The organism is Marinobacter halotolerans, from assembly GCF_008795985.1.
Classification (GTDB): Bacteria; Pseudomonadota; Gammaproteobacteria; order Pseudomonadales; family Oleiphilaceae; genus Marinobacter; species Marinobacter halotolerans.
In genome coordinates, this window is sequence record NZ_VMHP01000001.1 from 956,087 (window position 1) to 977,650 (window position 21,564).

23 protein-coding genes are annotated in these 21,564 nt (G+C 60.1%); 12 read left to right on the top strand and 11 right to left on the bottom strand.

What is annotated here, in order from left to right; all coding sequences use genetic code 11:
• The first annotated feature begins 215 nt into the window (after positions 1-215).
• Complete coding sequence (locus FPL19_RS04485) at positions 216-1,187, top strand: calcium/sodium antiporter (RefSeq protein ID WP_191965214.1); 972 nt, start codon at positions 216-218, stop codon at positions 1,185-1,187.
• 6 nt (positions 1,188-1,193) lie between these two features.
• On the opposite strand, the gene msrB is transcribed toward FPL19_RS04485, so the two are convergent.
• The 6 genes from msrB to FPL19_RS04515 all read right to left on the bottom strand — a co-directional run bounded on the left by msrB (position 1,194) and on the right by FPL19_RS04515 (position 8,030).
• Positions 1,194-1,622, bottom strand: a complete 429-nt coding sequence (gene msrB / locus FPL19_RS04490; protein ID WP_150911000.1) for a peptide-methionine (R)-S-oxide reductase MsrB — start codon at positions 1,620-1,622, stop codon at positions 1,194-1,196.
• 10 nt (positions 1,623-1,632) lie between these two features.
• Positions 1,633-2,277 (bottom strand): peptide-methionine (S)-S-oxide reductase MsrA, encoded by a 645-nt coding sequence (msrA, locus tag FPL19_RS04495; RefSeq protein WP_150911002.1) that lies wholly within the window; start codon positions 2,275-2,277, stop codon positions 1,633-1,635.
• A 22-nt stretch (positions 2,278-2,299) separates the two neighbouring features.
• Positions 2,300-3,472: a chromate efflux transporter gene (gene chrA, locus FPL19_RS04500; protein WP_150911004.1), complete on the bottom strand. Its 1,173-nt coding sequence runs from the start codon at positions 3,470-3,472 to the stop codon at positions 2,300-2,302.
• 6 nt (positions 3,473-3,478) lie between these two features.
• Complete coding sequence (locus FPL19_RS04505) at positions 3,479-4,852, bottom strand: class II fumarate hydratase (RefSeq protein ID WP_150911006.1); 1,374 nt, start codon at positions 4,850-4,852, stop codon at positions 3,479-3,481.
• A gap of 154 nt (positions 4,853-5,006) precedes the next feature.
• Positions 5,007-6,527, bottom strand: a complete 1,521-nt coding sequence (gene exaC / locus FPL19_RS04510; protein WP_150911008.1) for an acetaldehyde dehydrogenase ExaC — start codon at positions 6,525-6,527, stop codon at positions 5,007-5,009.
• Between the two features lie 96 nt (positions 6,528-6,623).
• Positions 6,624-8,030: a WS/DGAT domain-containing protein gene (locus FPL19_RS04515; RefSeq protein WP_150911010.1), complete on the bottom strand. Its 1,407-nt coding sequence runs from the start codon at positions 8,028-8,030 to the stop codon at positions 6,624-6,626.
• A gap of 314 nt (positions 8,031-8,344) precedes the next feature.
• On the opposite strand from FPL19_RS04515, the gene FPL19_RS04520 reads away from it, so the two are divergent.
• Both FPL19_RS04520 and FPL19_RS04525 read left to right on the top strand, forming a co-directional pair.
• Entirely contained in the window at positions 8,345-9,268 is a 924-nt protein-coding gene (locus FPL19_RS04520) for an alpha/beta hydrolase (protein WP_150911012.1), read from the top strand.
• 94 nt (positions 9,269-9,362) lie between these two features.
• The gene (locus FPL19_RS04525) at positions 9,363-10,121 is read left to right on the top strand and encodes an FFLEELY motif protein (protein ID WP_150911014.1); all 759 of its coding nucleotides are present in this window, start codon (positions 9,363-9,365) and stop codon (positions 10,119-10,121) included.
• Between the two features lie 7 nt (positions 10,122-10,128).
• Here the strand turns inward: FPL19_RS04525 and FPL19_RS04530 are convergent, their stop codons facing one another.
• Positions 10,129-10,407, bottom strand: coding sequence for a polyhydroxyalkanoic acid system family protein (locus FPL19_RS04530; protein ID WP_150911016.1), 279 nt, complete (start codon positions 10,405-10,407; stop codon positions 10,129-10,131).
• 136 nt (positions 10,408-10,543) lie between these two features.
• Here FPL19_RS04530 and ubiE point away from each other — a divergent pair, with 136 nt between their 5' ends.
• The 9 genes from ubiE (at position 10,544) to FPL19_RS04575 (ending at position 16,722) form a co-directional block, all read left to right on the top strand.
• Positions 10,544-11,296, top strand: coding sequence for a bifunctional demethylmenaquinone methyltransferase/2-methoxy-6-polyprenyl-1,4-benzoquinol methylase UbiE (gene ubiE, locus FPL19_RS04535; protein WP_150911019.1), 753 nt, complete (start codon positions 10,544-10,546; stop codon positions 11,294-11,296).
• On the top strand, positions 11,296-11,937 hold the full coding sequence (locus FPL19_RS04540; RefSeq protein ID WP_150911021.1) for a ubiquinone biosynthesis accessory factor UbiJ: 642 nt from the start codon (positions 11,296-11,298) through the stop codon (positions 11,935-11,937). The genes ubiE and FPL19_RS04540 overlap by 1 nt, the downstream gene beginning before the upstream one ends.
• The gene (ubiB, locus tag FPL19_RS04545) at positions 11,934-13,583 is read left to right on the top strand and encodes a ubiquinone biosynthesis regulatory protein kinase UbiB (RefSeq protein WP_150911023.1); all 1,650 of its coding nucleotides are present in this window, start codon (positions 11,934-11,936) and stop codon (positions 13,581-13,583) included. Before FPL19_RS04540 ends, ubiB begins: the two co-directional genes overlap by 4 nt.
• Positions 13,584-13,597: 14 nt before the next feature.
• Positions 13,598-14,056, top strand: coding sequence for a phosphoribosyl-AMP cyclohydrolase (gene hisI, locus FPL19_RS04550; protein WP_150911025.1), 459 nt, complete (start codon positions 13,598-13,600; stop codon positions 14,054-14,056).
• Positions 14,049-14,381 carry a phosphoribosyl-ATP diphosphatase gene (locus FPL19_RS04555; RefSeq protein WP_150911027.1) on the top strand — a complete coding sequence of 111 codons (333 nt, stop codon included), beginning with the start codon at positions 14,049-14,051 and terminating at the stop codon, positions 14,379-14,381. The genes hisI and FPL19_RS04555 overlap by 8 nt, the downstream gene beginning before the upstream one ends.
• 81 nt (positions 14,382-14,462) lie before the next feature.
• A complete protein-coding gene (gene tatA / locus FPL19_RS04560) occupies positions 14,463-14,714 on the top strand; it encodes a Sec-independent protein translocase subunit TatA (RefSeq protein ID WP_150911029.1) in 252 nt (83 codons plus the stop codon).
• 10 nt (positions 14,715-14,724) lie between these two features.
• The gene (tatB, locus tag FPL19_RS04565; protein ID WP_150911031.1) at positions 14,725-15,201 is read left to right on the top strand and encodes a Sec-independent protein translocase protein TatB; all 477 of its coding nucleotides are present in this window, start codon (positions 14,725-14,727) and stop codon (positions 15,199-15,201) included.
• The gene (tatC, locus tag FPL19_RS04570) at positions 15,198-15,989 is read left to right on the top strand and encodes a twin-arginine translocase subunit TatC (protein WP_150911033.1); all 792 of its coding nucleotides are present in this window, start codon (positions 15,198-15,200) and stop codon (positions 15,987-15,989) included. Before tatB ends, tatC begins: the two co-directional genes overlap by 4 nt.
• A gap of 13 nt (positions 15,990-16,002) precedes the next feature.
• A complete protein-coding gene (locus tag FPL19_RS04575; RefSeq protein WP_150911035.1) occupies positions 16,003-16,722 on the top strand; it encodes a 16S rRNA (uracil(1498)-N(3))-methyltransferase in 720 nt (239 codons plus the stop codon).
• Positions 16,723-16,733: 11 nt separating this feature from the next.
• On the opposite strand, the gene FPL19_RS04580 is transcribed toward FPL19_RS04575, so the two are convergent.
• The 4 genes from FPL19_RS04580 to pepP are packed head-to-tail and all read right to left on the bottom strand — an operon-like array spanning position 16,734 to position 21,536.
• The gene (locus tag FPL19_RS04580) at positions 16,734-17,654 is read right to left on the bottom strand and encodes a DUF808 domain-containing protein (RefSeq protein WP_150911038.1); all 921 of its coding nucleotides are present in this window, start codon (positions 17,652-17,654) and stop codon (positions 16,734-16,736) included.
• 51 nt (positions 17,655-17,705) lie between these two features.
• Positions 17,706-18,929 carry a UbiH/UbiF/VisC/COQ6 family ubiquinone biosynthesis hydroxylase gene (locus FPL19_RS04585; RefSeq protein WP_150911040.1) on the bottom strand — a complete coding sequence of 408 codons (1,224 nt, stop codon included), beginning with the start codon at positions 18,927-18,929 and terminating at the stop codon, positions 17,706-17,708.
• On the bottom strand, positions 18,922-20,220 hold the full coding sequence (gene ubiH, locus FPL19_RS04590) for a 2-octaprenyl-6-methoxyphenyl hydroxylase (RefSeq protein WP_404802811.1): 1,299 nt from the start codon (positions 20,218-20,220) through the stop codon (positions 18,922-18,924). Before ubiH ends, FPL19_RS04585 begins: the two co-directional genes overlap by 8 nt.
• A complete protein-coding gene (gene pepP, locus FPL19_RS04595) occupies positions 20,217-21,536 on the bottom strand; it encodes a Xaa-Pro aminopeptidase (protein ID WP_150911044.1) in 1,320 nt (439 codons plus the stop codon). Before pepP ends, ubiH begins: the two co-directional genes overlap by 4 nt.
• Between the last annotated feature and the right edge of the window lie 28 nt (positions 21,537-21,564).

Sequence of the window (21,564 nt, forward strand, 5' to 3'; positions counted from 1 at the left end):
ATCACCCTAATCGTGTGAGGTGTTATATGAATACCGCGGCCCAGCCACGATCAGCAGCGGGCCTGTCTGTGTTCGGTGGCGCGATTATCCCGATTTTTCCACCAATAATAAAATGTGTTACCAAACCAGTCGCACCCTGCCCGGCTTTACGTGCACTGGCCGGGAGTGGGTCAAATGTTTAGAATGCGCGGACTCGCAACTACTAGGGCGCTACTATGCTTTTGGCCGGTCTCGCAATCCTGTTTGGTCTTATTCTCCTGGTCTGGAGTGCCGACCGATTCATTGAGGGTGCAGCCGCTACCGCGAAACATCTGGGCATGCCCTCGCTGCTGATCGGGATGGTGATCATCGGCTTTGGTACCTCGGCTCCTGAACTGGCCGTCTCCGCCATGGCGGCACTGGACGGCAACCCCGGGCTGGCACTGGGCAATGCCTACGGCTCGAACATTACCAATATTGCGGTGATTGTGGGCATTACCGCCATGATTGCGCCCATTGCGGTGCATTCACAGGTACTTCGCAAAGAGTTGCCCCTGCTGCTGGCCCTGACGGTATTTGCCGGCTATCAGCTGATCGATGGTGAGCTCAGCCGCCTCGACGGCTGGCTCCTGCTGGTGGTTTTCACTGCGGTGATGGGCTGGTCAATCTTCCAGGGAATCCGTGGCAAGGCTGACCCCCTGGCAGGAGACGCCGAGGCCGAAATCATCCAGCATCCCATGCCCCTGAACAAAGCCCTTATGTGGCTGGTCATTGGTCTGGTCCTGCTGCTGGTCAGTTCGCGAATGCTGGTCTGGGGCGCGGTATTCATTGCCCAAAGCCTGGGCGTCAGTGATCTGGTCATCGGCCTGACCATCGTGGCCATCGGAACGTCACTGCCAGAGCTGGCATCCGCTCTGGCAGCGGTCAAAAAGAATGAGCACGACCTTATACTGGGCAATATTATCGGCTCGGGTATTTTCAACACCCTTGCTGTTGTGGGTCTAGCCGCAACCATCGAGCCCCTGTCGGTTGAGATGGAGGTCCTCTATCGCGACTGGACGCTGATGACCGCCCTGACGCTCGGGCTCATGCTTATGGGGTTTGGCCTCAGCGGCAAACCCCGCATCATCACCCGTCTGGACGGCGCCATCCTCAGCCTGGTTTATGTGGGCTATGCCGGCTTCCTGATTTCCACCGTGCTTGGCTGACCGGCCTCAGTTGCCGGTTTCACGGAATTCCATGGCAACCGAGTTAAGGCAGTAACGCTGGCCGGTGGGTGCAGGACCATCGGGAAAAACATGCCCCAGATGACTGTCGCACCGGGGACAGCGGACTTCGGTTCGCTGCATCCCCAGGCTGTTGTCCTCGATGTAGCGGATGTGCTCCTTGTCAAAAGGCTGGAAAAAGCTGGGCCAGCCGGTTCCCGAATCAAACTTTGAATCGGAACTGAACAGAGGCAGCCCGCAGAGCCGACAGTCGTAGACACCCGCGTTCTTGTTATCCAGCAGAGTGCCACAAAAAGGCCTTTCGGTGCCGTGATCCAGCAGCACCCGCCGCTCCTCTTCCGACAGGTGGGCTGCCTTTTCTTCAATTTGTTCCCGCGTGAGCGGGGTCAGGTCGTACCCGGCAGCAGATGTACTCATGGGTGGTTCCTCAATCGTTGTCGTCGTTGGTGTATTCAGGCTTCAGGCGCTCAGGAAAGCTGCTCGCAAGCTTCTCCATTTTCGGCGCCGCTACCGCCATCACATAGGGCTGATAGGGATTCTTCGCCGCAAAGTTCTGGTGGTAGGACTCGGCCGGATGAAACGCTTCCAGCGGCTCCAGCGTTGTCACCAGCGGCTCCTTGTAAACGCCCGCCTCGTTCAGAAGATTAACGTAGGCCTGGGCCACCTGCTTCTGATCTTCGGTCTCATAGAAAACCACAGAGCGGTACTGGGTACCCCGGTCATTGCCCTGGCGGTTCAACTGGGTAGGGTCATGGGCAACCGAGAAGAATATCTTCAGCAGTTCGCCAAAACTGACCTTTGCCGAATCGTACTGAACGGCCACCACTTCAGCGTGACCGGTCTGACCGGAACAGACCGCTTCGTAGTTGGCGGTTTCCGGGCTGCCGCCAGCATAGCCGGAAATGACGCCGGTAACCCCGTCAACGGCAAGAAATACCGCTTCCACGCACCAGAAGCAGCCGCCTCCCAGGACCACCCGCTGCTCGCCGGTTTCGCCAGTCAGATCATGCTCCGGATCCGGAAAACGGCTTCGGGGCACATTCATTCCCGGTATATCGCAAGATGTTGTCATATCTACCTCTGGTTCCGGTTTGTTAAAACAGCCAAAAGCCCACCAGCCCGCTTAAAAACGCCAGCAGCCATACGGGCACCTGCCAGAGCGACAGCGCCGCCCAGACCAACAGCACAAAACCGACCGACGCCGGCGACACCACGCCGGATGTCCATACCGGATCGTAGAGCGCAGACAGCAGCAGCCCAACCACTCCGGCATTCACGCCTGCCAGGGCGGACCTTGCCCCGGCGTGATTCCTCACATACTGCCACAGTGGCAGGCCTGCAAACACCAGCAGGGCGCCGGGCAGGAACACCGCTGCCACACCCACTGCAGCACCGGACCAGCCCTGTTCCACTCCACCCAGAAACGCAGAGAAGGAGAAGAGCGGCCCCGGCATGGCCTGGGCGACGCCATAACCCGCCAGAAAGGTATCCGCCGGTATCGCGCCCGAAGCCACAAAGCTCTCTTCCAGCCATGGCAACACCACGTGGCCGCCACCAAATACCAGTGCACCGGCACGGTATAGTTCCGCGGCAATCGCGGTATGGGCGCCGGCACCCCAGGGCAGGAAAGTTAACAACAGCAGCCCGAGGAACAGAGAGAAGAACACCATCGGCTTGCGAGTTCTTACCGGAATATCCAGTGCACCACCGGCCTTGTCGGAAGGCAGCCCGAGCCAGGCGCCGGTGATACCCGCAACCACCAGCGCCAGCGCCTGTATCCAGACACTCCCGGCGACCAGCAGCGCCGCCGCTACCAGTACCGCAATAGTGCGGCGGGGACGATCCGGGCAAAGCTTGGTGCCCATCTGCCAGACCGCCTGGGCCACCACCGCAACAACAAAGAGCTTGAGGCCCGTTACCCAGCCGCCGGACCCGGCCTCGGGCCAGAGCACCATTCCCGAGGCAAAAAGCGCCATGATCAGCGCCGACGGCAGGGTAAATCCGACCCAGGCAGCTGCTGCCCCCGGGTAGCCGCCCCGCAGGTAGCCAACGGTGAGCCCCACCTGGCTTGACGCCGGGCCCGGCAGCATCTGACATAAGGCCACAACTTCCGCGTAGGCCTGCTCCGTCACCCATTGCCGGCGCTTCACAAACTCATCGTAGAAGAAACCCAGGTGGGCAACAGGCCCACCGAATGACGTCAGCCCCAGGCGCAGGAACAACAGAAAAATTGCTAGCGTCGATCCTGCCTCCCTGGGCTTCTGCATGGGATGTCAGCCCCCTCCGCGGGTCAGTTTCAGCGGGTCCATCAGATCTTCCAGCTGGGAACGGCTCAGCCCGCTGCGCTCCTCGGCCACATCAATAACGGCTCGTCCGGTTTTATACGCTTCCTTGGCAATATCGGACGCCAGGGCGTAGCCGATTTCCGGGTTGAGCGCGGTTACCAGAACCGGGTTCTTGCCGACTGCAGCATCAAGCGTGTCGCTATTGACCGTAAAGCCACGGATGGCCCGGTCCGCCAGATTGGTCATTGAGTTGCCCAATAGCTCGATCATATCCAGCAGATTGGCCCCTACCAGTGGCAGCATCACGTTCAACTGGAAGTTGCCGGACTGCCCCGCAATGGCGTTAGTGCTGTCCAGCCCCATGACCTGGGCGGTCGCCATGGCCACTGACTCCGGTATAACCGGGTTCACCTTGCCCGGCATGATGCTGCTGCCCGGCTGCAACGCCGGCAGGCTGATTTCCGCCAGGCCGTGGATGGGGCCGCTGTTCATCCAGCGAAGATCGTTGGCAATTTTGGTCAGCACCACCGCCAGCCCTCGGAGCTGGGCAGACAAATTCACCGGCGCATCAATCGCACTCTGGCCCACAAACTTGTGGTCCATTGAGCGGAAAGCATAACCGGTCTTATCTTTCAGGGATTTTACAAACTGCTCGGTAAATTCCTCGGGCGCGTTAACTCCCGTGCCCACGGCAGTTCCACCCTGGGGAACCGCCAGCAAGTCATTGGCGGCGGCATCAAGGCGCTTTTCGGTCGCCAACAGTTGCTCCCGCCAGGTTCGGAGTTCCTGGCCAAGGGTAACCGGCATGGCATCCATCAGGTGTGTACGGCCGGTTTTTACCTGCTCATTCAACACCCCCTCACGCTCGTAGATCATGCCGCACAGATGCGTAAGTGCCGGTAACAGTCGCTCCTGAACACCCGCCACCGCACTGACGTGGATCGCCGTGGGAATGACATCATTGGAGCTCTGGCTCATATTGACGTGATCGTTGGGGTGCACTTCCAGCCCCGACTGGTTGGCCAGGGCGGAAATCACCTCATTGACGTTCATATTGGTGCTGGTGCCAGAACCGGTCTGGTATCTGTCCACCGGAAACTGGTCATCAAACTCGCCGTCCAGAATCCGATCACCGGCTTCTGAAATACCATCCCGCAATCGGGTTTCCATCAACCCCAGGCTGGTATTGGCATCAGCGGCCGCCTGCTTGATACGTACGACGGCCCGGATGAATTCCGTGGGCATGGGAAGCCCGCTGACCGGGAAATTCTCGACGGCGCGCTGGGTCTGGGCGCCCCAGAGCGCATCTTTTGGCACATGAACGTCACCCAGGCTGTCTTTTTCGATTCGGTAGTCCATCATTGAGTCCTCCTTGCTTTCGGGCGTTGGCATGTTCGCCTGTCACCAGTTTACGCCTACCAGCCGCTGCCATGACAACCGTTCCATATAACGGTAGCTGACGCCGATCGCGTAACGCAAAGAGGCACGTCCCTGTGCCGGATCCTCACTTTCCCGATCAGAAAAAACCGAGAGGATTGATGTCGTAGCTAACCAGCAAATTCTTGGTCTGCTGGTAGTGGTCCAGCGCCATTTTGTGGTTCTCGCGGCCAACGCCGGATTTCTTGTAACCACCGAAGGCGGCGTGAGCAGGGTACTGGTGATAGCAGTTGGTCCACACCCTGCCAGCCTGGATGCCACGGCCAACCCGGAAGGCGCGGTTGATGTCCCGGGTCCATAGCCCGGCTCCCAGCCCGAATTCGGTGTCGTTGGCGATGGCCAGGGCTTCCTCCTCGTCCTTGAAAGTGGTCACGCCCACCACCGGGCCGAAGATCTCTTCCTGGAACACGCGCATGTCGTTCCGCCCCTTAAACAGGGTTGGCTGAACATAGAAGCCATTGTTGTACTCGCCCTCCATTTCCTGGCGACCGCCGCCGGTAAGCACTTCCGCCCCTTCCTGCTTGCCGATCTCGAGGTAGGACATGATCTTGTCGAACTGTTCCTTGCTGGCCTGGGCGCCTACCTGAACATCGGTATCCAGCGGGTTTCCGCGCTTGATGGACTTGGTGCGTTCAACCACCTTCGCCATGAACTCCTCATACATATCTTCCTGCACCAGAGCGCGGGACGGACAGGTGCACACCTCGCCCTGGTTAAAGAACGCCAGAACCAGTCCCTCCACACACTTGTCGATGAATTCCGGCTCGGCCTTCATCACGTCGGAGAAATAAATGTTCGGGGATTTGCCACCCAGCTCCACGGTGGAGGGAATGATGTTCTCCGCCGCGCATTTGAGGATATGGGAGCCTACCGGGGTGGAGCCGGTGAAGGCGATCTTGGCGATACGCTTGCTGGTTGCCAGCGCCTGGCCGGCCTCAACGCCATAGCCGTTGACGATGTTAATAACCCCCGCAGGCAGCAAGTCGCCAATCAGCTCCATCAGTACCAGAATGCTGGCCGGCGTCTGTTCGGCTGGCTTCATGACCGTGCAGTTGCCCGCCGCAAGGCAGGGCGCCAGCTTCCAGGTGGCCATCAGTATCGGAAAGTTCCAGGGTATGATCTGGCCAACAACGCCCAGCGGCTCGTGGTAATGATAGGCCACGGTGTTGGCATCAATGGCGCTGGAGGTGTCTTCCTGCGCCCGGATACAGGCCGCGAAATAACGGAAATGGTCCACCGCCAGCGGCAGATCGGCATTGATGGTTTCCCGCACCGCCTTGCCGTTGTCCCAGGTCTCGGCGACTGCCAGCATCTCCAGATTCTGCTCCATGCGGTCAGCGATTTTCAGCAGAATGTTGGAGCGTTCGGTGGTGGACATCCCACCCCAGGCAGGCGCCGCCTTGTGGGCTGCGTCGAGAGCAAGATCAATATCTTCCTGGCCGGAGCGCGGAATCTCACAGATGACCTCGCCAGTGACCGGAGTGATGTTTTCGAAGTACTGGCCTTTAACCGGGGCAACCCATTCGCCGCCGATGTAGTTTTCGTAACGGGATTTGAAAGAGACAACGGAACCTTCTTTACCGGGATTCGCATAAATCATGGGGATGACCTTTTTTGTGGTTATTGGTCACTTCACTTTAAACCTGCGCCCCAATGAAAAGAATGACTCTATCGCGGCGAAAACCCGTCCATTGGTCTAAGGATCCGAAAAGGCGTTCAGTTCGTGCAGACAGTCCGACAGGAACTGTTCGGGCTCGGCCATGATCGCCTCGTCCGCCACCACCCCGAACTGCACTTGCCCGGCGTAACTGACCACGCTCACACCCAACCCGATATCCCCGGCCTGGGGCACCCAGAACATCTGCTCGGTTATCCGGCAACCCGCCAGATAGCGGGTTTCAGGGGTACCGGGCACGTTTGAAACGACGGCGCTGGCCTTGCGGTAGAACAGGTCTGCCAGAGGCTGGCGCCAGCTTTCGGGGACCATAGCCGCCGAGCCGGTCAGAGCCCAGGCCAGGCCCGGCTGCCAGCTTTTCTTGAGTCTACGGGTTTCGTGCTTGATTCGGTAAAGGCGCTCCAAAGCGCTTTCCCCATCCACCGGCAAGGGCACAAACACCGTGCCAAAGTAGTTGCCCAGCGCGTCGGCGCCCGGTTTGATGTCATCCGGCAGACGGCTGCGGATATCCACCGGCACTGCCGCATGCAGGACTGCGTCTTCAAGCTGTGCGGGATCGAGAGGGGACGGGGCGGTCTGAAGGTGCCGGCGCACCGCGGCGGCAACGCAACTGAGCAGCACGTCGTTGATTTTGACGCCGGTCATGGCGGCAATCCGCCGGAACCTGTTCAGCTCCACCGGCGCGGACCAGCGACACTGCCGGCGCCCGAGCAACGCCCGTTTGAGGCTGGATGGAGTATCTTCCGGCTCGACCAGGAACTGGCTCAACTCGTTAACCAGTTTCGCGCTTTTCCAGGCGGCGGTTTCCAGGGCGCTGCGGGCCGGCGTGGCCCCGTTACCCGGGATCTGGCCGGAATCCGGAGCGCGGTCTCCATCCGAGGACACCAGTTCGTTCAGCCAGGCACCGGCCGCCTGCTTCCAGCGCCCCAGATCCCCGCGCTCAGGCGCGCCATAGATAGCCGGCGCCTGTCGCGGCGACGGCGGGCACAACCGCTCGAACACGCCCATCAGGGACAGGCCGTCGGCATAGCAGTGATGCACTCGCAGTAGCAGCGCTGCGCCGCCTTCGGCATCCGGTACCAACCAGAACTTCCAGAGCGGCCGATAGTCCGGCAGGGGTTGGTTCAGCCGTGCGGACATCCAGGATTGCAGCGCCGACTCGTTAAAATGGCCGTGCACCACGGTAAGATGGTGGTTCAGGGAAAACACCGGGTCTTTTTCCCACCACCAGCCGGTGGTGCGGCGGACAGGCATGTACCGGAATCGCTCCCACGCCATCCAATAGACCTTCAGGAACTCCCGAAAACGGGCCTCGGTGAGCTCTTCAACCCGCAGCATGACGGTGATGGTCATGGGGTTGCCGGGCCGTTCCAGCGCGAGCCATGCCGAATCCACAGGCAACAGGAGGTGCGATTCCGTTTGACTCAAACCTGTGTATCCCCGGCCAAATGCTGCGAATGAACAATCTGAAGAAAGTGACCCGCCATTGTGCCAGACATGCCCGACGGGCTCCATATAACCACCGGTTCAAGATTCTGTGCCGGGTTACAAAACGTTACGCGAAAGTAACCTTGCCTTCGTATACTCTGAAAGTAAGCCATTGGCCACGGGACAGTTTAAATTCAGTATCTTGTGCCAATACATGGCTATACTTTAAGGGTCAGAGTATTACCAGCGTAGACATACACCAATATAAAAAGTCAGGCGTTGCTGGCGGCTTTGGAGCCTGGGAGAGAAAGACCATGAAATCGAGTCACGTTCGAAAACTGATCAAGCCCATCGAAAGCGCCTATTCGGAAATGTTCTCGGGCCGGGTCTATCGCGTGGGCACTGGCGCCGTATCGGTTCGCAACCACAGTGGCGATGCCGAGCAGACGGTCATTGGTGTACATGGCTTTCTGGAGAACCACTGCTATTTCACCCAGGCCTATGACGCCCCCACAACCGAACTGATTCTGCTCACCTGCAGCAATTACCATATTCCGGTGAACGGTGTGACCCCGGAATCCCCGGACTGGGAAGTACCGATCAAACACCTCGAAGGCACGATCGAATACGACGCCTGCATTCTTAACCAGGCCATGGCCAACCTGCCGAGCACCGACAATATCCGCATCCACGGTCATTCCCGTGGTGGCGCGGTGATTCTGGAGGCGGCAAGACAGTGGCCGGATCTTTATGAGAACGTCGAGGTCGTGCTGGAAGCGCCGATTCTGCCCCAGGGCAAGCTTTCCGCGCTGGTTACGGCGGTGCTGGAACCGGTCAGCCACGGCATGTGGCCCTGGCTGATCCGGCTGATCAACAGCGCGCCCTCCTCGGCCTATGGCCAGACGTTTTTCGGCAAGATGAATCCCCGGAAAAAGCAGCTGTTGTCCAAGCTTTTCTCCGCCACCCAGGATCACCTGACCATTGTCCGGAACATCGAGAACCTGATGGCCTGGATGCATCGGGCGGACGCCACGGCCTACGAGAACATCCGCTATGGCACCTTCCTGATTCCCGCTGTGGACCGCATTCTGGACCGCGACGCCATGCTCAGAAGTGCGCGCCAGAGCCCCACCACCATGCGGATCGTGGAGACCGAAGCGCCCAGCCACTTCATTACCTTGGACAGCAAGGAATGGATCCCCGGCTTTGAGACCCTGCCCATGGCCGCGCAGAATTAAGCACCAACCTGCTCCGGAACGGCTGCAATAGGCGTCCGGCTTCGCTAAACTGGCGTGCCCGTTAAGTGCCGTTTCAGTGGAGCCCTGTTCCTTCATGTATCGTGATCGCCTCGTCAATACGCCCGTCACGACATCCAGTGCCCGACGCCTGCAGCAGGTGCTGCTGGCCTATCACGATTTCCGGCAGCTCAGATCCAGCCATCAATACCTGACCGCCACCTACACCCTTGCCAGCTGGCAGGCTGAACGGCTGAAAAACACCCATCGCGACCTCTACGCCCACCCGGGCTATCACACCGGTCTGGAATTCCTGCTGACGGACCTTTACGCACCGGTCAGCATGACCCGGCGGGATGACAACATAGACCGGGTATTCCCGAAAATGGTGAAGTGGCTGCCGGACCGGCAACTGGACACCTTTGCCGGGCTGATGGAGCTGAACCTGCTGACCCAGCGGCTGGACCTGGATCTGATAGAGGTGCTCACTACCCGCCACGGGCTGACACATGATCTGAGCGGGCTGGATGAAGCCATCTATTGCCAAGCCCTGAGAGCCAGCGACCGGACCGGCGAAAGGTCCCGACAGATTGCTCTGGTGGCCGAAGTGGGGCGCCAGCTGGACCGCTACGTGCGCAACCGCACCCTGGGCTGGTTACTGGCCATGAGCCGGGGCCCGGCGGAAATGGCAGACCTGACGGACCTGCACAGCTTTTTGCACCGGGGATACACGGCATTCAGGCAGATGGACAATGTGGAAGCGCTGATTGACCGGCTGGTAGCCCGTGAGAGCCGGGTTCTGGACAATATCCTGAACCAGAGCCCCCGGCCTTTTCACCTGCCGGACGAGCTATAAACCCGCCTCAGCCGCCGGTGATCTGGTCAAGCTGGGTGTGGATTTCCTGTTCAATACGGGGTTTGAACGCCCTCAGCATCAGGCCGAGCTCCAGGTGAACGTGCAGTTCCTGTTCGTAAATCTCCAGCTTGCCTTTAACGCCACTGCGCTTGAACCGTAGCCGGTCACCTTCCCACTCGTAATTCACATCGAATTGCCGGGACAGATCCTTGGCCAGTATCTCTGCCGCTTCGCGGGCGTGGGCCTTGTCGAGGGAGTGGGCACGATGGATGTCGATAGTGGACATTAAGCAGGTTTCTCCGGGCATTGAACGGGAAATACAGTGTAAGGTGCCAATAAACTTGTCGCCACCCCCGTGGCTACCCTTGTAGACAATCCGGCAGGCGTTAGAATACGGATTCAGATTCAGACAGGACCCAGCCATGAGCGAACAGAACGACCTGACCCACTTCGGCTTCCGCGACGTACCCAAAAGCCAGAAAGCCAGCCAGGTGGCCGACGTTTTTCACTCGGTGGCCGGCAAGTACGACCTGATGAACGATCTGATGTCCATGGGCATCCATCGCCTGTGGAAGCGCTTCACCATCGAGCTTTCCGGTGTGCGCAAGGGTCACCAGGTGCTGGACATCGCCGGCGGTACCGGCGATCTCACCATGAAGTTTTCCGATCTGGTGGGTCCCGAAGGCAAAGTGGTGCTGGCCGACATTAACGCCTCCATGCTCGAAGTCGGTCGTAGCCGGCTGGTGGATCGTGGCTATGCGGGCAATATCGAATATGTGCAGGCGGATGCGGAACACCTGCCCTTTCCCGACAACAGCTTCAATGCCGTCAGCATCGCCTTCGGACTGCGCAACGTCACCGACAAGGATCAGGCCCTGCGGGACATGACGCGGGTACTCAAGCCCGGCGGCAAACTGATGGTGCTGGAATTCTCCAAGCCCACCAATCCGCTGCTGAGCAAAGCCTATGATGCCTATTCGTTCAGCGCTCTGCCATTGATGGGCCAGCTGATTGCCGGCGATTCCAGCAGCTACAAGTACCTGGCGGAATCCATTCGCATGCACCCGGACCAGGACACGCTCAAGGGCATGATGGAAACCGCCGGTCTGGTGAACTGCAAATACTTCAACATGACCGGCGGCGTGGTCGCCCTGCACGTGGGAATCAAGCCCTGATGTTTCCCGGGCCAACGTTCATGTCTGCCGTAACCGCCGTGATCGAACGGGGCCTCAATCGTGCCCTGGAACTGGATCCGGCGGGCAGGCAGGCCCTGATGAAGGCCCTGACGGGCCCGGTGCAATTTACAGTGGACGCGCCCCTGACGATGACCCTGTCCCTGGTGCCTGCCGACAATCGCATTCAGGTTGCCGGCCAGCCACAGGAAACACCGGCGCTGGAGCTCAAGGGCCGGCCCATGGCTTTCGCCGCCCTGGCCACCGGGGACAACCAGGTGTTCAGTGAAGGCCGCATCAATGTGACTGGCGATATGGCGCTGGCGCACCAGTTCCAGCGCGCCATTGACCAGTTGGATCCGGACTGGGAAGCGGCCATGGCAGACTACATCGGGGATGTGCCCGCTCACTTTCTGGGCCAGCGATTGCGCGGCGCCGTGAAATGGAGCCGACAGGCCTTTCAGTCCCTCAATGCCAACGTGGAGGAATACATCCACGAGGAAAGCCGGAGCCTGCCTGGCCGCCGGGAGCTGGAAGCCACGTTCGAGGACATTGATCAGCTGAGCCTCCGTGTTGAACGCCTGGACGCCCGCATCCGACAGATTGAGCCCGCTACCGACAAATCCGGACCGGAGTCATCGTGACCCGACTACAACGCATTATCCGCATCGCCTGGGTATTCTGCCGCTACCGGCTGGACACCTTTCTGCCGCTGAACGAACTGCCGGTGCCGTTGAAGATTCTGTTCATCCTGGCCCCCTGGCACCTGTTCCCGAAACCGAAAACCGACCGGGGCGACCAGCTGCGGGTGGCACTGGAAGAACTAGGGCCGGTATTCGTCAAATTCGGTCAGATTCTGTCTACCCGCCGTGACCTGCTGCCAGACGACATGGCCGAGTCCCTGACACAACTGCAGGACCGGGTACCGCCTTTTCCCGGGGCTACCGCCCAGGCCATCATCGAGCGCCAGCTTGGCGCAAGCGTAGGCGACCTGTTCCGGGCCTTCTCCCGCGAGCCCATGGCATCGGCGTCCGTCGCCCAGGTGCATGCCGCCACCCTGCTTGATGGCCGCGATGTGGTGGTCAAGGTCATCCGCCCGGGTATCGAACGGGTCATCAATCAGGACCTGTCCCTGATGTACCTGATGGCCGCCCTGCTGGAACGTTACTGGTCCGAAGGCCCACGACTGCACCCCGTTGAAGTGGTCGCCGACTACGACGCCACCATTCACGACGAGCTGGACCTGAAACGGGAAGCGGCCAATGCCAGCCAGCTGCGGCGCAACTTTGAAAACTCCTCGCTGATCTATATTCCCTATATAGACTGGGACTACACCCGCAAGTCAGTGCTGGTGATGGAGCGCATACAGGGCATTCCCATCGCCGATGTGGCCGCCCTTCGGGACGCCGGGGTTAACCTGAAAGTACTGGCAGAAAAAGGCGTGGAGATTTTCTTCACCCAGGTGTTCCGAGACAGCTTCTTCCACGCGGACATGCACCCGGGCAATATTTTTGTAGACGCGACCAACCCTGCCGACCCGAAGTACATCGCCATTGATTTCGGGATTGTCGGCACCCTGGCACCGGACGACCAGAGCTACCTGGCCCGCAACCTGCTGGCGTTTTTCCGCAGGGATTACCGCCAGGTGGCAGAGCTCCACATCCAGTCCGGCTGGGTGCCGCCGGATACCCGGGTCAATGAATTCGAGGCCGCCATCCGCACCGTGTGCGAGCCGATTTTCGAGAAGCCGCTGAAAGACATCTCTTTCGGCCATTTCCTGCTGGGTCTGTTCCAGACCGCCCGGCGCTTCAATATGGAAGTCCAGCCCCAGCTGGTGCTGCTGCAAAAAACCCTGTTGAACGTCGAAGGCCTGGGCCGCCAGCTGTATCCGGACCTGGACCTCTGGAGCACTGCCCAGCCTTTCCTGGAAAACTGGATGCGCGGGCGCGTTGGCCCGGCAGGCCTGCTAAAATCCCTGAAATCCCATTTACCGGACTGGATAGAACAGTCACCGGAAATGCCGCAGCTAGTGCACGATGCCCTGCTTCAACTGCGTCATTCAGGCCCCAGCGACAGTGCCAGCCGCCAGGCCATCGAGTTGTTGCGGGAAAGCCGCAAGCGAGCGGACCGGCGATGGCGGCGCAGCATTGCGGCACTGGCTTTGGTGGGCGTGGCCTGGCTGAGCATTGATCATGATCTGGCCAGCCTGGCGCAGTCCGTGCCTGCACACGGCTGGGTACTACTGGCAGGCGCCGCCTGGCTGGTTGCCGGCATCGGACGAAAACATTAATGGACGTCACGGAAATGCAAAATACCAACGCTACAGTCCCACTTCCGGACTGGATCAACGACATTCGCTGGAACGAAGACGGTCTGGTGCCGGCCATTGCCCAGGACGCCGACTCCGGCGATATTCTGATGATGGCCTGGATGAACGCCCGCTCCCTGCAGTTAACCGCGGAAGAAGGCCAGGCCGTTTACTGGTCCCGCTCCCGGGGCAAACTCTGGCGCAAGGGGGAAACCTCCGGCCACCAGCAGACCGTGTCCGAGATCCGGCTGGATTGCGACGAAGACGTCATTCTGCTCAAAGTTGAACAGAAAGGCGGCATGGCCTGTCATACCGGCCGACGCAGCTGCTTCTACCGGAAGCTGGAAAACGGCCAGTGGCAGAGCGTCGACCCGGTCCTCAAAGACCCGGATGAGATTTACGGCCAGAAACACAGCCAGTCAGGCGAAACATCAGGTGGTACAAAAGATGAGTGAGGTTCTTCAGCAGTTGGCCCGGGTACTGGAAGCGCGGAAGGAAGCGGATCCGGAAACCTCCTACGTCGCCAGCCTGCATCAGAAAGGTCTGAACAAGATTCTGGAAAAAGTGGGCGAGGAATGCACGGAAACCGTGCTGGCCGCCAAGGATGCTGAGCACTCCGGGGAAACCCGGGCGCTGATCAGTGAGACTGCGGATCTGTGGTTTCACACCCTGGTGATGCTGTCCCGCCTGGGCCTGGGACCGGACGACGTCCTGGAGGAACTGGCAAGTCGTTTCGACCTGTCCGGACTGGAAGAAAAAGCGTCACGGACCCGGCAATAAGATAGCGGGAACCAGTTTCCGGATTGGGCCCAAACTGTCGTACAATCAACCTAATCTAAATACAAGCATGAGGATCCCCACATGGGTATCAGTATCTGGCAGCTTCTGATTGTTCTTGGCATTGTCATCCTTCTGTTCGGAACCAAAAAGCTTCGTAACATCGGTGGCGATCTTGGCGGTGCTATTCGCGGATTCAAGAAATCCATGAATGAGGATGACGACAAGAAAAAGGACGCCGACTCGGAATCCGAAGGTCTCGAAAGCAAAACTGACGAGCAGACCCAGCAGGCGTCAAAGGCCGAAGAAACCCCACGGGACAAGTCCCACAGCTGAGACGGGCTGAATGTTTGATATTGGCTTTGTCGAACTGCTGATCTGCGGTGTTATTGCACTAATTGTGCTGGGCCCGGAACGCCTGCCCACGGCGGCCCGTGCGGCTGGCCGCTGGGTAGCTGGCGCACGGCGCATGGTCGGCCAGTTTTCCTCAGAGCTCGACCGCCAACTCAAGGCGGACGAGCTGCGGGAAGAACTGCGCAAGGCCGGTGACGTTGGCCTGGAAGACGTGCAGAAATCCGTGCGCGGCGCCCTGGACGAAGCCAAGAAGTACGAGCACATGGTCAGATCGAACGATACCACCCGGCCGCCCCAACGCTCCAAGCCTGAAGCACCCGCAACCCCGCCTGCTGCGGAAGCAGAGCAGCTTGAACCGGACGAAGATCCGACCTCGGCAAACAATTCCGGCCATTCGGCGCTGGACGCGCCCGAAGAACCACCTGAAACAACAAACCGCAAGCCGGATGAACGGGACGATCGCTCATGACCCGGCAGGACGACAACAAGAGCCAGGCTTCCAACAGCCAGATTCATCAGGAAATGCCGCTGATCGAGCACCTGCTGGAGCTGCGCAACCGGCTGCTGAAAATGGTACTGGCGGTACTGATCTGCTTTGCCGCGATCTATCCCTTTGCCAACGAGCTCTATCTGTGGATATCCGAACCGCTTCGGGCGCTGCTGCCGGTGGGCCAGACCATGATTGCCACGGACGTCACGGCGCCGTTTTTTGCGCCACTGAAGCTGGCACTGGTGCTGGCGGTCTTCGTGGCCATCCCCATCATCCTTTATCAGCTGTGGAGCTTTATTGCCCCCGGCCTTTATGCCCATGAGAAACGCCTGGCGTTTCCCCTGCTGTTCACGTCCATCATCCTGTTCTATCTGGGCGCGGCCTTTGCCTACTTCGTGGTGTTTCCGCTGGTGTTCGGTTTTTTCACCGCCATCGGCCCGGAAGGCATCGTCGAGCTGCCGGACATCACCAGTTACCTGAACTTTGTGCTGAAAATGTTCTTTGCCTTCGGTGTGGCCTTCGAAATCCCCATCGCCACCATACTGCTGATTCTGACCGGGGCGACAACCCCCAAAGATCTGGCGGAAAAACGCCCCTACATCGTAGTGGGCTGTTTTGTCGTCGGCATGCTGCTGACCCCACCGGACATCATTTCACAAACCTTGCTTGCGCTGCCCATGTGGCTGCTTTTCGAGATGGGCATTCTGTTTGGCCGTCTCGCCCAGCGCGAAAGAGCGCAGACCGAAGAAGAAACTTCCCAATCCTGAGATCACTCCAGCCATGAACCTGGCGCTGCTGTTTGACACTGACTTCACCGCACCGGACCGGGCGCTGCTGACCGGCAGACGCCGGGTTCATCTGGAAGACGTTCTGAAAGCCACCGAAGGCGACCAGATCCCGGTAGGCCAGGTGAATGGCGCCATGGGCACCGGGCAGATCATCCGGCTGACGGACACCGAGGCCGAGATCGCCGTCACCCTGGACTGCCCGCCGCCGCCAGCGCTGCCACTGACGCTGGTGATGGCCATGCCCCGGCCCAAGATGTTTCGCCGGGTATTGCAGACGGCGACCGCTCTGGGGGTGAAAGATATCTGGCTGCTGAACGCCTGGAAGGTGGAAAAAAGCTTCTGGCAGACTCCCTGGCTGGAAGAAAAAGCCCTGACAGACAACATGGTTCTGGGGCTGGAGCAGGCCATGGATACGGTGATGCCCCGGGTTCACCTGCGCAAGCTTTTCAAGCCCTTCGTCGAGGACGAGCTGCCGGAGCTGATCGGCGACCGCACTGCGCTGGTGGCCCACCCCGGCACCGGCACACCCTGCCCCACCCACCTGAATGCGCCAACGGTATTGTGCATTGGTCCGGAAGGGGGATTTATTCCCTACGAAGTGGAAAAACTGCAGGAAGCAGGCTGCCAGGCGGTACATCTGGGCCGGCGGATCCTGAGGGTGGAAACCGCCGTGCCGGTGCTCATTTCCCGACTGTTTGATGGCTGTCTATAGACGACAGCCGTTCAGGCCTCGGCTTTACGGTTATTCCAGAGTTTCATTAGCGGCGTCAGGACCGCCACCAGTAGCCCTCCGGCCAGCAGGCCAATTACGCCATTGGCCAGCGTCGGCGCCAGCGCCCCGGCAACGCCGCCAATGCCAGCGGCAAACTGGTTGACCGCCTCGTAGACCGGTGGAACACCGTGAACCAGAATACCGCCGCCCACCAGAAACATGGCGATGGTGCCCAGGATCGACAGCCCTTTCATCAGGTAAGGCGCGACCCAGACAATACCCTCGCCCAGTTTGCGCGCCGAAGCACTGGCCTGCTGTGAGAGGTAAAGCCCAATATCGTCCAGCTTTACAATTCCCGCCACCAGGCCGTACACCACCACGGTAACCATCACCGCCACCACGCTCAGAACCAGCGCCTGCATGATGAAAGTCTGGGTGGCGACTGTGCCAAGGGTAATGGCGATGATTTCGGCGGACAGGATAAAGTCCGTTCGGATGGCGCCTTTGATCTTGTCCTTTTCGACCGCCTTCAGGTCCGCTTCGGGATTTTTCAGGGCTTCACGAAGTTCTTTCTTGTGCTGACTGTCTTCCTCCCGGTGCAGAAACTTGTGAACCAGTTTTTCGAAGCCTTCAAAGCACAGAAATGCCCCACCGAGCATCAGCAGGGGCGTCACCAGCCAGGGAATGAAGAAGCTGATGGCCAGCGCCGCCGGCACCAGAATCGCCTTGTTGATCATCGACCCTTTGGCCACCGCCCAGACCACAGGCAGCTCCCGTGCCGGCCGCACGCCGGTTACCTGCTGGGCGTTCAGTGCCAAGTCATCCCCCAGCACACCCGCGGTTTTCTTGGTGGCGGCTTTGGTCATCAACGCCACGTCGTCCAGCACCGTGGCGATGTCGTCAATCAGTATCAGAAGGCTGCTTCCTGCCATTACTTTGTCCTTGATAGTTTCAGAGAGAGTGGACAGACCATCCTGACCGGCTCAGCGATTCAATCCCATCGCCTGTGCGGCAATACGGTGCTTGACCGGGCCCAGCCGGTCAAACCACCGCAGCCCGGTATTGCGTAACCACCGGACCGGCAGCTCATCACGGGCAAACAACTGCTTAAAGCCCGACATGGCCGCCATCATTGCCAGGTTCTCGCCTTTTCGGCGGCGCTGGTAGCGGGCCAGGACGGTGGCATCCGCCGGGCTCAGGCCGACGGTTTTTGCGCGGGACAATTCTTCCAGCAGGGCCCTCACATCGGAATACCCCAGGTTGGCCCCCTGCCCCGCCAGCGGATGAATACTATGGGCCGCATCGCCCACCAGGGCAATGCCGTTGGCCACGTAGTCCTTGGCGTGGCGCTGGCGCAACGGGAAGGCAAAGCGCCGGGATACCGACTCTACTGCGCCCAGCTCCCGCTCGATGGCCCGTTCAAGTTCGCCGGCAAACGCCCCGTCGTCCAGGTCCATTAACCGCCTGGCTTCCGCCGTATCCTGGGACCACACAATGGAGCAGAAATGGCTGTCGCCCTGTTCATTGCAAAGGGGAAGAAAGGCCAGCGGCCCGGTCTGGGAGAATCGCTGCCAGGCAGTGGACCGGTGGCCATGGGTGGTCTTTACGGTGCATACAATGGCCTGCTGATCGTAGTCCCATTCCCGCGTGGGCAAGCCAGCCCACTGCCTCAGTCTCGAGGCCGGGCCATCCGCGGCGACTACCAGCGAGGCCGCCAGCGATCTCCCGTCGTCCAGCCGGACACCGCTAAGGGCCGCATCCTGCCACCAGCCGGCGACCTTCACACCGTCAATCAGCTCGACGGAACTCTCTGCTAGCTGAAGAAACAGGGACTTAACCACAGCCCGGTTCTCGACAATGGTCCCGAGGGACGGAGCCTGCAACTCCGCAGCTTCGAACTGAATCCGGCCGGTGCCGTCGCCGTCCCAGACCGTCATAGCCTGGTAGGGGCAGTGGCGACCTTTACGCACGCCGTCCCAGGCCCCAAGCTGCTCCAGAAGACTCTGGCTGGCCAAAGAAAGAGCGCTGACCCGGGGGTCAAAATCGTCCACGGCTGCCGCTGGTGGAATCTCCGCGTCCAGCGACTCCCCAGGCTGGCTTTCCACCAGCCCCACTCTCCAGCCCTGCTGTGACAGGCCCAGCGCGGCGGCAGAACCAACCAAACCGCCACCCACTACCAGAATGTCGAAATCCGCGGAATTACTCATGGCCTGCCGACTTCCCCTCGCTATCGCTGGCGGAAAATAGTTGCGGGCGTCGACCACCCATCCCCATGGCGCGCCTGCCAAACCACCGTTTTGCACCGGGCAGCAGGTCCAGGCCGGTCAGGCCAATATCCCGGGCGACGGCCATCGCCGGCATGGACTGGCCAAAAATCTCGATCAGTGAATCCGAGAACTGAACCGTCTGCTTCCAGTCCTGCCGGTGCCGGGCCTGGTACTGGTTCAGCACGGCCAGACTGCCCAGTGGTTGGCCATGGGACTGTGCCTGCTGAAATCGCTCCACCAGCGCCATCAGCCCCCGCAATGCCAGGTTGAAGCCCTGGCCTGCCACGGGGTGTAGGGTATGGGCTGCGTTGCCCACCAGCACAACACCGGGGCGAACCGATTCGTCCACCGTCTGCAGGGTCAGCGGATAATGACTGCACTCGCCAATGTGGGTGAAACGGCCCAGCCGCCAGCCGAAGCGTTCCTGCAAACGACGGCATTTCTCACCGTCATCCAGGGCCAGCAGTTCGTCCAGGGTGTCGGCATCCAGTGTCCAGACCAGTGCCGAGGTGGTTTCCGCCTGGTCCGTCGGGCTGTGCGGCAACAAGGCCATGGGCCCGGCGTCAGTAAAGCGTTCGTAGGCGGTGTTTTCATGGCTTTCGGCGGTGGACACATTGGCGATCAAGGCGTGCTGACCGTAGGCCTGCTGATTAACCCGAAACCCGAGCTTCTCCCGCAGGCCGGAGCGCCCGCCGTCGGCAACCACCAGACACTGGGCCGTGATTTCCCGTTCCTCACCGGTGCTGCCGTCTTTCTCTCCGATAAAGACTTTCACGCCCTCCGATAGGGGCTCCATACCGGTGACCGCGGCCGGAGCTTCCCACTTCACGCCGGTTTCCAGCAGTTCCCGCATCAGGCAAAGCCCCATCCAGCGATTGTCCGCCACATAGCCCAGCGCCTCATGCTGATGATCCCGCGCGTGAAGGCGGGTAGCGCCGAAATGCCCCCGGTCGGACACATGGATATGACGAATGGGGGTGGCGTGTTCAGACAGGCGCGGCCACAGCCCAAGCTCTTCGAAGATCAGTCGGGAACCCCAGGCCAGCGCCGTGGAACGGGCATCGTAGCTGGGCTGGTAGGATTCCGGCAGAGCCTGGGTCGACAGCGGGAAGGACTCCACTACCGTCACCCGAAGCTCGGGCACGCAGCGGGCCAGAGCCAGGGCCAGCGTGGCTCCGGCCAGGCCACCACCGGCAATGACGATATCGGTATCGTGGCTGCTCACGGTCAGCTCGCCATCAGCGCTTCAATTTCCGGAATGGTTTTCGGCACGGCCTCGGTGAGAATCCGGCAGCCGTCTTTGGTGACCACCACATCGTCCTCAATGCGGATGCCGATACCGCGCCATTTTTCATCCACGTCGGTGTTGTCCGGGGCGATATAAAGTCCTGGTTCCACTGTCATGGCCATACCCGGCTCAAGCTGGCGCCACGCCTCGCCGATCTTGTAGTCGCCCACGTCGTGCACATCCAACCCCAGCCAGTGACCGGTCCGGTGCATGAAGAAGGGGCGATAGGCCTGTTGTTCCAGTGCATCATCCAGGGTTCCACTCAGCAGGCCCAGATCCAGAAGCCCCTGGGTCAATACCCGCAGGGCCGCCTGATGGGGATGGTCCCAGTGATTATCGGGATGAACCGCGTCAATCGCTGCGTACTGGGCCGCCAGAACCACCTCGTAGAGCGCTTTCTGTTCGGGGCTGAACTTGCCACTGACCGGAAAGGTGCGGGTAATGTCGGAGGCATAGCATTCGTATTCGCACCCCGCATCAATCAGCACCAGGTCGCCCTCTTTCAGCGGTGCGCTGTTTTCAATGTAGTGGAGGATGCAGCCATTGGCGCCACCGCCAACGATGGACGGATAGGCCGTCGAGCGGGCACCGTTTTCCATAAAGGTATGGATCAGTTCCGCTTCCAGGTTGTACTCGTATCCGCCCTGACGCGCCCGCTTCATGGCTCGCTTGTGGGCCTCGGCGCTGATCTGCCCGGCTTTTGCCATCACTTTGATTTCTGCCGCGCTCTTGTAAAGGCGCAGATCATGGAGCAGATGCTCCAGCGCCACGAACTCCCCGGGCGGATGGGCGCCGGAGCGCACCTTGCTGCGAATCTGTTTGACCCAGTCCATGACCCTGGTATCAAACTCGTGGTCCTTGCCCAGCGGGTAATACACGCGGCTGCGGCCCTCGATCATGCCCGGCAGAATGTCATCAATATCGGAAATGGGAAACGCATCGTCCAGGCCGTAGTGTTCGATAGCGCCATCCTGACCCACCAGGAAACCGTCCCAGAGTTCTTTTTCCGGATTGCGTTCGCGGCAGAACAGCACCGATTCGCCATGCTCGCGGCCGGGAATCAGTGCGAGGACCGCCTCAGGTTCGCCAAACCCGGTCAGATACTGAAAATCACTGTCCTGCCGGAAAGGATGAAGCACATCGCGGTTACGCACACGTTCCGGCGCCGCCGGGATAATGGCGATACTGTCGGGCGTCATACGTTCCATCAGCCGGCGCCGACGGTCATTGAATTCCTTCACGGGGATCATTGCGGCCATAGTGTTTCTAACGTCCTATTCTGTCCGG